The following is a 14463-nucleotide window of genomic DNA, read 5'->3' on the forward strand; positions in this document are numbered from 1 at the left end:
GTGTTCGGGTGAGGTCGCGGGTCAGCTCTCGGTGCACGTCGCGCGGATGGGCGCGGCGGCATGGTGGGCGTTCGGCCGCGTCCGCTTGCCGCGGCTGTGCAGCATGACCGCGAACCGGCCGCCGCTCACCTGGTACGAACCGGCGCTCACCCACTGGCCGCGATGGGCGACCTGGGTGATGGTGAACGAGCCGACGGTGCCTTTCCCCCGTGAGAACTGGTTCTGCACGGTGTAGTACGTCGGGTCGCCGCCGACCGCGACCACGTCGGTGTCGCGCGGGATGTAGGCCGAAACCCGGCAGGTGCCATGAGAGACCGGCCCGGTGCTGAAGGTCCACACGACGGAGTTGCCGTTGTCCTTGCCGGAGCTACCCGACATGGGGACGGACTGGTAGACCGACTGGCAGCCGTTCCCGGCCCAGCCACCGGTGGTGTGGTCGTGCCAGCCGACGTCGCCGTCGCCGTACCAGTTGTAGTGATGGAAGCCGGTGCCCCGGCCGGTACAGCGCGGTCCGGACACCGCGTCGTACGTCGCGTGCGCCGCCGAGCGGGCCAGTGGCCGGACGCCGCTCCCTCCGGTGCCCTGACCGGTGTTCCGGCCGCTTGGACTCTGCCCACCGCCGTTGGACGTGTCGCTCGGACGCGCGGAGGGGCTGGTGCTAGGACCGGGCGAGCCGCCACCCGGCCCGTCCGTCGGCTGTGGGCTCGGAGTCCGATCGGGCGTGGTCGGCCGCAGGCGAGGCCCAGCGCCGCCGGCCGTGCGCGGATCCGTGCCCGGCACGAAACCGCCGGAGATGTCCGGCTGGGTGTAGCCGGCCGCGACCCGGCGCGCCCGCGCCGGCGGACGCGGCGGATCGTCGGCGAGTCGCGACAGCAGCAGGGGCAGCCCGGCGAGCACGATGCCCATCGTCGCGGCGGTGGCGATCATGGGCTTGGAGAGCCGGGTCATCGCGCCGCCTGCGGGGTCACCCGTACCGGGGTCCGGGTCACCCGTCGACGGGAGCGGTTCGCCGGAATCGGTCCGCTCAGGCACCGCTCACCTCCCATACGGGTTCCGCCGGCCTGGACCCGGCCGGGACCAGGACGTACGCGGTGGCGGCCTCGAGGGTCGCATCGTCGGCGGCCCAGTCGTACGGACCCGCGGCGCGCAGGTGCGCGAGGAGGCCCGGCTCGGGAGCCAGCCGGTGCTCCTCCAGGTAGTAGGTGACGGTGTCGGTCCAGATCCAGATGCCGTCGGTGCGGAAGTTCATCGGTACGACGCTGGTGCGTCCGGCGTCGAGCACGTCGTCCATCAGGGTGGTCGTCATCACCAGGGGCTCGCCTGCGTTCAGGTACGCGGCGAGCGCCGTGCGTTCGTCCTCGTCCTCGATCCGAGGGCGGCCGGGCGCGAAGGCCGGTCCGGTGAGCGGGTCGACGGAGTCGAAGACGGTCGCGAGACGGAACTCGCGGGGGGCGGGCGCGTCGGGCATCGGGGGCCTTTCTGAGAGAGTGTGTCCGCCGGAGGAACGGCGCCGGGCACCGGCGCCGTTCAGCGGGCGGCGTCACATGCCGTTCGTGAGGTCCTTGCCGTTCTCGTCGGCGTTCTGGAACTGGTCGGAGGTGTCCTGGCCGGTGACGCCGACCTGGTCGACCCGCGTGCGCACGGTGGCGAGCAGCTCGGTGAGGTTCTTGGTCGGGGTGTCGACCGTGGACTTGTACTGCTTGCCGACGTCGTCGTCGCCGGCCGACTCCTTGTTGTACTTGTTGATCTCGTCGGCCTTGAGGCGCATGTCGTCGATGAGACGTGACATGTCGTCGAACTCGGCGAAGGCCTTCTTGAGGTCGGACGCCGCCGTGAGGCGTTCGGCCATCAACGTGCTCCTTTCCTGATCGTTTCCTGATCGGGGCCGGTCAGCGGCCGATGACGCCGCTGACCGCGTCGGCCTCGGTGCCCCACACCTCCTCGTCCTCGGCCAGCCAGGTCGTACGCTGGCGATCCTGTCCGGTGGGGGCGCCCATGCCGCCCATCGGCGGGATCATCGGCTCGCCCCCGGTGGTGGCCATCTGGCGGCCCATCGTCTGGGCCTGCTCCGGGGCGGCGAGTTCGCCGGAGACGGGCCGGCCGCCGTTCTCCAGAGCCCGCGCGCTCATGCCGATGTTGCCGGCGCCCGGAAGCGATCCGCCGGCCGGGGCGATCCGCGGCTCCGACAGCGTCGCGGGTACTCCCGCGGTGGTCTTCGGACGCGGAAGGAGCTGCGGGTGGAGCATCGCGTGCTCCTCGTCGTCCAGCAGCTGCGTCTGCTCGGGGACCGGATTGCCGTCCGGGCCGAGGATGGTCCCTGCTTTGGCGATCTTGCTTCCCTTGGCGACGACGAACGGGTTGCCGTTCGCGTCGAGCACGGTCTTGCCGTCCGGGCCCTTGACGACGCCGTCCGGGCCGATCGTGGAGCCCTTGGGGACCGTGGCCTCCACGACGTGGCCGGGCGCCCCGGGCTGGGCCGGGTCGCTCGGCTTGGCGGGTTCGGAGCCCTTGGGGGCGTACATCGGCTTGCCGTTCTTGCCGCGCAGCGGCTTGCCGTTCGGGCCGAAGAGCTCGCCGTTGGGTGCGACGGTCGTCCCCGCCGGAACCATGATCGGCAGGCCGGTCTTCGGGTCGAGGACCTGCTTGCCGTCCTTCAGCAGCGGAACGTCGGTGCCGGTCGACGGCGTGTTCGGCGTGAACACGGGCCGAGGGGTCTTCGGCTCGGCGCCGGGCTTGCCACCGCCGGCCGGCGAGCCCGGCGTGATCGAGGGCGTGGCGGGCGTCTTGCCCTTACCGCCGGCGCCCGCTCCCGCGCCGGCACCCGCGCCGGCACCCGCGCCGCCATCCGCGCCGTCTCCGGCCTGGCCGTCCCCGATGCCGGCACCTCCTTCACCGTCGCCGGTGCCATCGCCCTGGCCATCTCCGGTGGCGTCGGGCGAGGGCGGCGGGGACAACTGCGTCTGGCCCACGTCCTTGAGCGCCCCCGTGGCGTTACGGTAGGCATCCTCCAGCGCCTTGATCGCCGGCCCGGCCGCGGCATCGAGGGCGGTACGCACCTCGAGCAGCCAATACTCCTTGGCGTTGTGCTGCACACGGTCCCAGAAGTCCTGGTTCTCCGGATTCCCCAGCGGCGTGTCGACCGTGACCTTGACGCCCCTGGGGTTGTCCAGGGTGAGCTGGGACGCGTCGACCGTGACCGTGGCGGCGTTCATGGCGTCGTTGAACGCGTCGTTGACGCAGTTGATCGGGAGGGAGCGCCGGTTCGCCCGCCATTCGGAGTAGCCGTTCCAGAGCGCGACGTGCGTCGCGCCGAGGGTGGTGCGCGCCGTGGCCAGCGACGCCCAGTACGGGTCAGGGGTGAACAGCTCGGTGTGCAGAGTGCCCAGCTCGGTGGCGAAGCCGCGCAGCACGTAGCGGAACGCCGCCGCCGCGCTGCCCTGGAAGTCGCCGTCCGGGGCGTTGATCGCGTCCGCCCAGCGGTTGATGACCGGCATCCACTCGGTGAGCCACGCGTCCAGGTCCTGCAGCATCGTCACGGCCGCGTCGAAGCTCCACACGCTGGTCGTGTCGTTCTGGTTGGGCGACCACACCAGCGGGGTCAGGATGTTCTGCGGCTGCGCGAGGAACTGTCCGAGCGGCTGGTCGGCGCCGAACTGCCCCCAGTCCAGGTTGAGGCCGACGATGGTGGCGTACTGATAGGAGGTGCTAAGGGGGAATGTCTCCGTGAAGTAGTAGGGCCACCAGATGTCCCAGCCGGTGTTCGCCTCGCTCGCGTACGTGGTGTTCTGACCCTGGCTCAGGAACCAGCTCGCCTGGCCGTCCGCCGCGACGTCCTCGCGGCGTGTGACGCTCGTCTGCTTGGTCGAGGCGAACGACGCAAGCGCGTCCTCCCATTGCATGCCTGAAAGCTCCCGGTCGTGGCGAGCGCCGACGCGGACTCCGCGCCGGCACCCGCCGGTCAGCTGGGTTACTTGCCGTGGTTCGCCGCGGAGCCGCCGGACCCGGGGTTGCCGGGCTCGGACCCGCCGCCGTTGCTTCCGCCGCCATTACCGCCGGTGCCGCCGCCGGACGACGAGCCACCGCCGGTCCCGCCGCCGAAGACGTTGTCAAGCACCTGCACCATCTGCGCGGCCGACAGTGCCTCGTCCTCGCCGTTCTGCAGCTTCAACTGCGCCGTCTGGAGGTCCACGGAGATGTTGGTCATCGTGGTGTCCAGCGCGTTCAGCTCGGTCTGCAGGCTGACGCACAGCGACTGGAACCGGCTCTGTAGCTCCTTCGCCCAGGTCAGCGGCCCGCCACCGGGCAGGAGCTTGGTGTACTCCCCCGGCACGGCGCCGAGGCCGCTGCCGTCGCCGGCGTTCGCGAACCCGGACACCGCCGCGATCGCGGGGTTGGCCCGCAGGTCCCGGATGAAGCCGTTGAGCTTGTCGAGCGCGACCCCCTTGAGGTACTCATCGGTCACCTTGAGGGTGTCGCCATCGGAATCGTCGCTCATGGCGATCAGTGGTGGAAGCCGCCGGCGCCGTTGCGGTCGGCGTCCCGCAGCAGGCCGTGCATCTCGCGCAGGATGTCGGCGGCCCGGTTGATGTCCCGGGTCATCGCGCGGTCGGCGTTCTGCACCGCCGTGTAGAAGTCGTTCGCGGCGTTCTGCATGTCGCCGACGAGATCCGCGCTCGCCGTGGTGACCGCGTGCAGGCAGTCGTCCATGCTCTGGTGCATGGTGTTGCTCGCCTGCGTGAGCGCGTCGGCGGCCTCGTCGATGTTCTGGTGGTGCAGTTCGATGGTGCCCATGGTGTTCGCCTTCTGTCGGCAGGGTCGGGGCAGGGGTGGGTCAGGGGGTGAGGGCGTTGTAGACGTCTTCGCCCCAGCCCGTGGCGATGCTCGCCGCCTGGCCGTGGGCCGCGTCGATGCCCTTGTAGCCGACGTGCAGCTTGTCGCACAGGTCCTGGTACGCCTGGATGACGTTCGCGTACTGCTGCTCCCAGTCGCTGATCTTGTTCTGGTAGGCCGTGGAGGCCGCCGCCTTGAAGTGCTGGTTGACCTCGGCGTTGACGTCCTCAACGCCCCGCATGGAGCGGTTCATCGACTCGATCTGGGTCTGGAGACTGGCGAGAAGCCTGGAGACGCTCGCATCGTCCGTCTGCAGGTTCGGTGCACTCACCTGGGTTCCTTCCTTGTGGATGGTCCTGTTCACGGGTGGAACGGCACTGTGGCGGCGGCCGGTTCAGCCGCACGTGACCGTGGCCGCGGGAGGGCCGACGACCCCGTTCCGGGCCAGCGTCGCGGGGTCGAGGCTCGGCCCGGTGGGGAGCAGGCGGAGGAGTCCATCCGGCACCGCGACCGGCGCGGCGCCGTATCCCAGCCGTCCGGCCGCGTCGGCTGACGGCAGCGGATACTTCACTCCCGCGCCGGTCACGAGGTACTCCGTCTGCCCGGCGCCGCCCCCGGACAGCGCGCGGACCAGCGAGCCGCCGCCCGGCCGTACGCCGATCCGGTCGGCGGCCGTGCACGCCGGCAGCACACCTGGCTCGGCGGCGGGCGGGCCACCGGACTCCGCGGCGGCCTTCAGCAACGTGACGGAGGTGGTGGGCCTCCCCGCCGAGGGACGCACGTCGGCGCAGACGCCCTGGTCCTCCCCCACCGTGACGAGGCCCGGCGGATCGGCAGGCAGCGCGACGGAGAACCAGGCCGAGCCCGGTGCCTCGTGCGCCGCCACGTCCTGCGGGCCGATCGCCGCCGGGGTGACCGCCTTGCCCCGGTACGCGTCGCGCTGGGTGCCGGGCGCGCCCCGCAGCAGCGCGAAGAGCGTGCCGCTGAGCGGTACGAGGCCGGACTCGGTGAGCACGTAGTGACCGCCGGGACCGGCGAACAGTTGCCCGACCCGGGTGGAACGGCCCGCGAGCGACGGGCCCGTCCGCCCCCGCCCCTGGATCGGAGGCGCTGTCAGATCGGGTCCGGCCGGCAGCGCGTTGAGGAGCATCGGACTGACTGGGTACGCCGTCGCGTCGGCGTACCCGAGCGCCTGGACCGCGCCCCGGCTCTGGTCGAGCCTCATCCGGAACCCGCGCCAGAGCAGGTACACGGCGCCGTCCGGGGTACCGACCAGCACGCCCTCTCCGGCCGTGAGCGGCGTGCCTTCGGCCGTGGGCCCGACGAGCAGGGTGAGCCGGGGCGTGATGCCGCCTGAACCGTTCGGGCTCCGCGTGCCGCAGGCCAGCCACGGCACGGCCGTGAGGGCGGCCGGGTCCGGCAACTCGTCGGGGGCCCCGACGAGGCCGACCGGCGCGCCACGCGCCGCATGGGAGAGTGAGGAGCGGTGCACCTGGACCACCGACATCCGGTCGCCGGCCAGCAGCCGTGCGCTGGTCTCGTTCAGCACTGGGCGGAGCGCGCCGCCCAGGTAGAGGAAGCGCGCACCGCTCTCCTTCACCACGACGAGGGTGCCGGGTTTTCGCCAGTCCGTACGACCGCCCGGCTTGATCAGCCCGTAGATGGCGACGATCACGGCCATCGCGACGGCGACGGCGATCCCGATCCGCGCGCCGCGGTTCGTACGGGCCGTCGGGGCGTCCGGGGCATCGGGGTCGGCCCGCAGCATGGCGGAGGCCAGCCGACCCATGACGAACAGGTGGGCCTGGACCTGGTCGCGTCGCGACTGCATCCGTCCGCCTCCTCAGCCGCTGATGGCGCGCAGCGCGTGGAAGGCACCGGTGACGTACAGCGCCAGCGGAAGCAGGCTGAGCGCGGCGAACGTGTGCAGCAGGTCGCCGGCCCGGCCCCAATACGGCAGCAGGCGCCGCCCGGGCACCGTCCAGGCGACGACCAGCAGTGCACAGGCGCCGCCGAGAAGGACCGACAGGACGACCATGCGGTCCGTGTCACCGACGGCGACGCGCGCGAGGAACAGCGCCCCTGCGACCACGCCGGGCACGAGCATCGCGAGCCGTTGGGTGACGCCGCCGACGGTGCGGGCGTGCAGCACCAGCAGCAGGCCGAGGGCGGCCGCCATGGTGCGCGGCGCCCAGCCACCGGACAGACCCAGCAGAGTGCCGGCGGCGGTGCACACCGCACCCACCGCGATGTGGAGCGCGTTCAGGTGGGCGTCGGCCACCGCGCTGCGGGCGATGACCTCACCAGCCGGGAACGGCGCGATGTCCTCCTGCAGTTCCTCAGCGTTGCGCGGCAGCATCGGCAGCCGCATCCCCGACAGCCGGAACGCGACGCCGGGAACGAACCCGCCGAAGACCACGGTGATCACGACGATGATCGCCGCCGCGTGTACGGGCGGCATGCCGGCCAGCGCCAGCACGCCGGCCAGCACCTCGAGCAGTGCCACGAGCACCATGGCGAGGAACAGCGGCGCCGAGCAGGCCACCGCGGCCAGGGCCAGGACCGCCGCCCCCGCGGCGGCCGACCCGGAGGCGAGCAGCCGGGCGCCGGTCAGCCCGGGTCCGGGAACACCGGCGGGGAGCAGGAATCCGGCCAGCCCCGCGTACGGAACGGCCACCGCGCCCAGCAGCGCGCCGACCCGCGCGTCCCCGACCGCACGCGAGGAACTGGCCGCGCCGAGCAGCAGGAGCGCGCCGGTGAGGGCCGCGGCCAGAACCCGCGGCCGCGGCGGTCCGGGCAGCGCGAGCACGGCCAGCCCGCCGGCGAGCGCGACCGCGGTGAGGGTGACGGCGGCACGGTAGGTGGCGCGCGGACGCCAGGAGCCGCCGTTCTCACGCATTCCCTCGACGATGCCATCGATCAGGTCGTCGAAGTGCACCGGCGGGAGCGCCTCACGGCGCGGACGGAGATGGAGTTCCTCGCCGTCGCACAGGCCGAGCGACTCGGCGGTCCGTTCCTCGTCCAACGGATCCGCGCCGAGAGTCTGGAGCACCCACCCGCCGTGGTCGAGCCCCTTCTCCTCCAGGTCCGGACCCGCGTGCCGGATGATGGCGGGCAACAGGTCGGCCAGCGGCACGTCGGCGGGAACCGCCAGCTCGAACACCGACTCGGGCGCGCGGAACCTCAGCCGGCACAGCCCGGTGGCGGCACTACTCACGCGTCTCACTCCTCCCGGCCCGCGGTGCGGGCGATCGCGGACCTCCTCGTGTCCACCCGGTGAACGGCGCGTACCCGACGGGCGGTTCACGCGCTGAACCGGGCGTCGTACGCGCGCCGTTGACCGGACAGAACCGCGCGAGTGAGGAGCCTCTCGGTGAGCGTCGTACTGATCAACCGCACGGCCCGCCGGCCTGGACCGGAGATGCCCGATGGGGAGATCCAGCTGCAGGAGCCGCCGGCGCTGCCGGAGCCGCAGAGCGGCATGGCGAACATGCTCACGATGGCGCCGATGGCGCTGAGCTCACTCGCGATGGTCTTCCTCTTCCTGCGGCCCGGCGGCGGTGACGCGCTCACGTATGTGGCGATCGGCATGATGGCGCTGGCCGCCGTCGGCATGCTCGTCGCCCAGCTCCTGCGAGCGTCCGGTGACCGCAAGCGCGCACTGCGCGCCGAACGCCGCGACTATCTGCGCTACCTGTCGCAGATGCGTCGCCAGGTCCGCAAGACGATCGACGCGCAGCGGCTGGCGCTGGCCTGGCGGCATCCCGCGCCCGAGGAGCTGCGGTCGCTCGTCCGCACGTCCCGGCTGTGGGAGCGCCGCCCGAGCCATCCTGACTTCAGCGACGTACGGATCGGCACAGGCCCGCAGCGGCTCGCCGCCAAGCTCGCGCCGCTCGCCACCAAGCCGGTCGAAGACCTCGAGCCGCTGTGCGCCCACGCACTGCGCCGGTTCATCCACTCGTACGGGACGGTGGGCGGCCAGCCGACGCTCATCTACCTGCGCGGCTTCGCCCATCTGCTGCTGCGCTCCGACGACGCCGAGGCCGCGCGTGCCATGACCCGTGCCCTCCTGGCCCAGCTGGCGGTCTTCCACGCCCCCGACGACCTGCGCGTCGCGATCGCCGCCGCGCCCGACCGGCGAGCGGCGTGGGAGTGGGCCAAGTGGCTCCCGCACGCGCTGCATCCGACCGAGACCGACGGTGCCGGCCTGGTCCGCCTGGTCGGTGGCTCGGCCGGGGAACTGGAGGAACTGCTCGGCCAGGAGTTCACCGGCCGGCCGCCGTACGACCGGGAGGCGATGCCGGGTCGCGACGAGCCGTTCACCGTGCTCGTGCTGGACGGGGTGGCGGTGCCGACGTCGAGCCGGCTGGCCAGGGGCGGCTACCGCAACGCCATCGTCGTCGATCTCGGCGAGGCGTTGGAGTGGAAGGCCGACCCCGGCACGCTGCGCCTGCGGATCGAGGACGGTGAGCTGACGATGGTCGGCGCCGGCCGCAACCGCAAGGACGAGATCGTTCGTCTCGGCGTGCCGGACGAGCTGACGCTCCGGGCCGCCGAACGGCTCGCGCTGCGGCTGGCGCCGTACCGCCTCGGCGACTCGTCCGACACCACCGAGCCGCTCGCCACCGACTTCGACCTCACCACGCTGCTGGGCATCGGCGACCTGTACACCCACGACGTCCAGGCGCACTGGGAGGCGCGCGAGGCCAAGGACGAACTGCGCGTGCCGCTCGGCATCACCGCCGACGGGACGCCGGTGGACCTGGACATCAAGGAGTCGGCGCAGGACGGCATGGGCCCGCACGGCATGCTGATCGGTGCCACCGGCTCGGGCAAGTCCGAGCTCCTCCGCACCCTGGTCCTCGCGCTGGCGATCACCCATTCCTCCGAGACGCTCAACTTCGTCCTGGTCGACTTCAAGGGCGGCGCGACGTTCCTCGGTCTGGACCGGCTGCCGCACACCTCCGCGGTGATCACGAACCTGGCGGACGAGGCGGCGCTGGTCGACCGCATGCGCGACGCCCTGCACGGGGAGATGGTCCGGCGGCAGGAGCTGCTGCGATCCGCGGGCAACTACAGCTCGCTGCTGGAGTATGAGAAGGCGCGCGCGGCGGGGACGACGCTGGCTCCCCTGCCGACGCTCTTCGTGGTGGTCGATGAGTTCTCCGAGCTGCTCGCCGCGCACCGCGACTTCATGGAGCTGTTCATCATGATCGGACGGTTGGGTCGATCGCTCGGCGTCCACCTGCTCCTCGCCTCTCAGCGCCTGGACGAGGGACGCATGCACGCGCTGGAGTCGCACCTGTCGTACCGGATCGGGCTGCGCACCTTCTCGGCGATGGAGAGCCGCGGCGTCCTCGGGGTCCCCGACGCGTACGAGCTCCCCTCCCAGCCCGGGAACGGCTTCCTGCGCAGCGACATCTCCACACTCACGCGGTTCAAGGCGGCGTACGTCTCCGGCGCGTACCGGCCTCGGCGCCGGGGGGCGCCGGCCGCGGTGGTGGCCGGCCAGGTCGTGGCGTACGGCACCGGGTACGTCACGCCCCGGCGGGCACCACAGAAGCCGGAGGAGGTCCCGGAGGAAGAGTCGCGATCGCTGCTGGAGGTCGCGGCCGAGCGGCTCGTCGACGCGGGACCGCCGGCGCACCAGGTGTGGCTGCCACCGCTCGCGGTGCCGCCGTCGCTGGACGAGCTGCTTCCGCCGCTCGCGCCGGACCCGTCATGCGGGCTGACGGCGACGACCGACCGGGGCACGCTCTCCACGCCGGTGGGCGTCGTCGACCTGCCCTTTCAGCAACGACGCGACCTGCTCGTCGCCGACCTGTCCGGGGCCGGCGGCCACACCGGCATCGCCGGGGCGCCGCAGAGCGGCAAGAGCACACTGCTGCGCACCCTGATCGCCGGACTGGCCCTCACCCACACGCCGGAGGAGGTGCAGTTCTACTGCCTGGACTTCGGCGGCGGCACGCTGGCGTCGCTGCGTCGCCTGCCGCACGTCGGCGGGGTGACGGGCCGGCACGACGCGGAGCGGGTGCTGCGTACGGTCGCCGAGATCAACGCGGTCCTCTCTCGACGGGAGCGGTACTTCGCCGAGCTGGGCATCGACTCGGTCGCGGCGTTCCGGCGGCTTCGCGCGGCGGGCGAACTGCCGGACGAGACGCATGGCGACGTGTTCCTGGTGATCGACGGGTGGAACACCCTGCGGCAGGAGTTCAACGACCTGGTGCAGCCTCTGACGCTGATCTCCCAGCGCGGTCTCAACTACGGCGTCCACCTGATGGTCGCCACGACGCGGTGGGGCGAGGTGGGCGGCGGGCTGAGAGACCAGTTGCAGACCCGCTTCGAGCTGCGGCTGGGCGATCCGGTGGACTCCATGATCAACATGAGGGCGGCGGCCAAGGTGCCGAACTCCCCGGGCCGCGGACTGACCGCCGACCAGACGCACTTCCTCACCGCGCTGCCGCGCATGGACGGCTCCGGCGCCACGTCGGACCTCAGCGAGGGCGTCGCCGACCTGGTCGACGCCGTCGCCGAGGCGTGGACCGGTCGCAGAGCGCCCGAGGTGCGGATGCTGCCGCTGCTGCTCGACGCCGCCGAGCTCCCCGCCCCGCGCGGGCGGCTGGAGATCGCCCTCGGCGTCGAGGAGACCGAGATCGCCCCGATCTGGCACTCCTTCGAGGAGTCCCCGCACCTCCTGGTCATCGGGGACGCTGAGTCCGGCAAGACGAACCTGCTGAAGCACATCACGGCCTCGGTTCTGCGCGCCTACTCCGCCGCCGAGGCAAAGATCATGCTCGTCGACTTCCGGCGCGAGCTCCACGACGTGGTACCCGACGACCAGCGGCTGGGGTACGCCGTCGCGGTCGACGTGCTGCGCCAGGGCGTGGAGGGCGCGGCGCGGGCGATGAAGAACCGGGTGCCACCGGCGGACATCCCGTTGGCCCGGCTCAAACTCCGCGACTGGTGGGAGGGCCCGGAGCTCTTCGTGGTGGTGGACGACTACGATCTGGTCGCGACCGGCTCGGCGACCCACCCGTTCGCGCCGCTGCTGGACTACCTGGCGCAGGGCACCGAGATCGGCCTGCACCTGATCGTCGCGCGCGGGGCCAACAACGCCGGCCGCGCCCTCAGCGATCCGCTCCTCCGGAGGATGCTGGAGGTCAACACGCCCGCGGTGCTCCTGTCGTGCCCGCCCTCGGAGGGCTATCTGTTCGGCAACGTCAAGCCCCGCCGGCTCCCCACCGGCCGTGCGCTGCACATCACGCGGCGCCGCACGACCCAGATCCAGACCGCCCTGTCGGGCAAGGAGGGTGGGCGATGCGCCCCACTGTCGTGAACACCGGCGCGAACCACCCGGCCACCGGCCCGGACGCCCCATCCGGTCCGCACGCGGAGGCGAGATCGTCGATCCAGGCGGTCGGACCGCACTTCGTCATCGTGTCCGCGGGAGGACCGGGCGAGGCGTTGTCGACGGCGCTGACCGCGCTGCCCGCCGTGCCCGGCGCCCTGGTGGTGCTCGCCGCGGCGCACGACGCTCCGGACGTGCTCTACGACGGGCTCGGCCGCCTCTCCGCGATCGCGGCCGGTCGCGGCGCCTCGGCCCTCATCCTCGCCGCGTCCGGGCTGGCCGCTCCCATCGGCGACCGGCGGCCCGCCGCGCAGGTCGCCGAGGCTGCCGGGCTGCCGGTCATCGCCCCGGACGGAATGGTCTGGATCGAGCCGGACGGCACGTTGCGGGTCGCCGGCGTGGCGGAGGCGGACCCGGCGTCGTGGTGGCGCTGTGACCCGACCGGGCCGCCACGCCGCCTCGGCCCGGCCTGGCCTCCCGCGTCCGCGGGCCCGGCCGTCGTCCCGCTCGCGGGCGGACGGTGGCTCGCGGCGGACGGCGTGCCGTCCGGTGCCGTGACCGATCTCGCCTCGGCGCCGGACGGCACTCACCTGCTCGTCGTCGGCACACCGGAGCATCCGGTCCTCACCGTCGCCGACCTGGCCGCGGCGCTCGTCCCTGGTGCCGAAGAGCCGCCCGGCCCCGCCGTTCCGCTCGACGGCCAGGCGGTCTGCCTCGCAGCCCCCTGGGCGTCGCCGGCGGAACTCACCCGCATGGGCGCCGGACTGTCCGATCTCCTCCGGACCGACGTCCGGCTGGCCGTCGGCCTGCCGACACGGACGACCGGCGGGCACACCTGCCGTTTCCTGGACGCCTCGGGCCAGTGGCCCACCTGGGAGCCGTGGCTTCGCGAGCTCACCGCGTCATGGCGGCTCCGGCAGGTGCTGCCCTCCGGCTGGCGAGCCTGGGCAGAGCCTCCTCCCGGGGACGTAGGGCCCGGCGTCCTCCGCGTCCTCGCGGGCTGGGAACTGGAGGCGGTCCCAGCGGGCCTGTGGCTGCGCCCTGCCAAGACCCCGGCCGGAGACTCGCGGCTGCACCCTCCTGATCTCCGGCGTCCCGTGCTGATCGTCGGCGCCCGCGACCGGTCCGTGCCCGAGGCGGTCTGGAGGGAACTCCCGGGCGTCCTGGCCGACCTGCCGGAGGCCGAGCGTGCGCACCTCGCCCTGGTGGGGGCGTTCCGCGCGGATCCGCGGAGCGAGGCCGCCGCCAGGGCGTTCGCGGAGACGCACGCGCTGGAGTGGGCGGGCCTCGACCTCCCGGCCGCCGTACCCGAGACGCGCGCGCCCGCCGTTCCCGCACCGGTGGGGCAGCCGGCGGCCGGGCTCGACGCCGCCGCCTCTCCCACCGTGCGGACCGAGTCCGGCGACGGCGTACCCGATCCCACTCTCCGCCCCGCGCGTGTACTGAGGTCCGGCGTCGCCGCCTCGGAGGAGTTCCAGGGCAGCACGCCCGGCGACCGGGCGGCGTTCAGGGCACTCGCGGGCGAGCACTTCCTGCGCTACGCAAGCCGGGTGGACCAGGCCATCGCCCGGCTGCCGGGCCTGCGCGCCGCGTCCGGCGACGATCGGACGGATCTCGTCGCCGTGCTGCTCTACCAGGCCGATGTCGGTGAACCGATGTCGCGCGCCGAACTCGTGGCGGCCGCGCGACGCGGCGACGGCGGACCGGCCGGCGCGGTCCTGGCCTGCCTCGGCTCCGGACTCCGGCGGCTGCCCTGCCACCGAGGGCCCGTGCTGCTGGGCGCGGCCCTCGAGCGGACCGCGTTCGCGGTCTACGAGCCCGGAGCCGTCGTGACCGAGCCGGCTCCGGTCGCGGCGATCACCGCCGCCGACGCGGACCTGGCCGCGCCGGTGGAGATCGCCGTCTGGTCGAGCACCGGGCGTCGTCCGGCGGTGTTCGCCGGCCCCGGGGACGAGCCGCAGGTGGTCTTTCCGCCCGGCACCCGGTTCGTCCTCCTCGACACGCCCGGCCCCCGGGTGCTGCTCCGCGAGATGTCCGGCGCGGAGCCGGACCGGGCGCAGGACCGCAAGGCCCGGGACCGGCTGCTCGCCTGGCTGGAGAGGCGCGACGCGACGTCGCCGGAGGGATGGCGGGCGGTCGGCCGCCCTGGCCGTTTCCACGTGGCCCCCGGCGTCCCGGCCGACGCCGAACCGACCGGATGATGGCGTGACCCGGCCTCCGCTCAGTGATGGTCATCCGGCCGCCGGGCTGTGTACCGTGCGCTCAGGAACGGTGACCGGATCGTC

Annotated in this window: 11 protein-coding genes; 2 read left to right on the forward strand and 9 right to left on the reverse strand. The window is 73.0% G+C overall.

What is annotated here, in order from left to right; all coding sequences use genetic code 11:
• Nucleotides 1-21: 21 nt before the first annotated feature.
• The 9 genes from QSK37_RS10300 to eccD all read right to left on the reverse strand — a co-directional run bounded on the left by QSK37_RS10300 (nt 22) and on the right by eccD (nt 8047).
• Nucleotides 22-1032 (reverse strand): hypothetical protein, encoded by a 1011-nt coding sequence (locus tag QSK37_RS10300; protein ID WP_285619323.1) that lies wholly within the window; start codon nt 1030-1032, stop codon nt 22-24.
• Complete coding sequence (locus tag QSK37_RS10305; protein ID WP_285619326.1) at nt 1025-1468, reverse strand: hypothetical protein; 444 nt, start codon at nt 1466-1468, stop codon at nt 1025-1027. Before QSK37_RS10305 ends, QSK37_RS10300 begins: the two co-directional genes overlap by 8 nt.
• Nucleotides 1469-1540: 72 nt before the next feature.
• On the reverse strand, nt 1541-1849 hold the full coding sequence (locus QSK37_RS10310) for a hypothetical protein (RefSeq protein ID WP_285619328.1): 309 nt from the start codon (nt 1847-1849) through the stop codon (nt 1541-1543).
• Between the two features lie 40 nt (nt 1850-1889).
• On the reverse strand, nt 1890-3899 hold the full coding sequence (locus QSK37_RS10315; protein WP_285619330.1) for a hypothetical protein: 2010 nt from the start codon (nt 3897-3899) through the stop codon (nt 1890-1892).
• A 68-nt stretch (nt 3900-3967) separates the two neighbouring features.
• On the reverse strand, nt 3968-4495 hold the full coding sequence (locus QSK37_RS10320; protein ID WP_285619332.1) for a hypothetical protein: 528 nt from the start codon (nt 4493-4495) through the stop codon (nt 3968-3970).
• A 5-nt stretch (nt 4496-4500) separates the two neighbouring features.
• Entirely contained in the window at nt 4501-4791 is a 291-nt protein-coding gene (locus QSK37_RS10325; RefSeq protein ID WP_285619333.1) for a hypothetical protein, read from the reverse strand.
• 40 nt (nt 4792-4831) lie between these two features.
• A complete protein-coding gene (locus tag QSK37_RS10330; RefSeq protein ID WP_285619335.1) occupies nt 4832-5161 on the reverse strand; it encodes a hypothetical protein in 330 nt (109 codons plus the stop codon).
• 63 nt (nt 5162-5224) lie between these two features.
• Entirely contained in the window at nt 5225-6661 is a 1437-nt protein-coding gene (gene eccB, locus QSK37_RS10335) for a type VII secretion protein EccB (RefSeq protein WP_285619337.1), read from the reverse strand.
• Between the two features lie 12 nt (nt 6662-6673).
• Nucleotides 6674-8047, reverse strand: a complete 1374-nt coding sequence (gene eccD, locus QSK37_RS10340; RefSeq protein WP_285619339.1) for a type VII secretion integral membrane protein EccD — start codon at nt 8045-8047, stop codon at nt 6674-6676.
• A 156-nt stretch (nt 8048-8203) separates the two neighbouring features.
• Between eccD and eccCa the strand changes: the two genes are divergently transcribed.
• Nucleotides 8204-12166 carry a type VII secretion protein EccCa gene (gene eccCa / locus QSK37_RS10345; RefSeq protein WP_285619341.1) on the forward strand — a complete coding sequence of 1321 codons (3963 nt, stop codon included), beginning with the start codon at nt 8204-8206 and terminating at the stop codon, nt 12164-12166.
• Nucleotides 12148-14379 carry a hypothetical protein gene (locus tag QSK37_RS10350; protein ID WP_285619343.1) on the forward strand — a complete coding sequence of 744 codons (2232 nt, stop codon included), beginning with the start codon at nt 12148-12150 and terminating at the stop codon, nt 14377-14379. Before eccCa ends, QSK37_RS10350 begins: the two co-directional genes overlap by 19 nt.
• Nucleotides 14380-14463 lie beyond the last annotated feature (84 nt).

The sequence above is a fragment of the Actinoallomurus iriomotensis genome (assembly GCF_030269445.1).
In the GTDB taxonomy this organism is placed as follows: domain Bacteria; phylum Actinomycetota; class Actinomycetes; order Streptosporangiales; family Streptosporangiaceae; genus Actinoallomurus; species Actinoallomurus iriomotensis.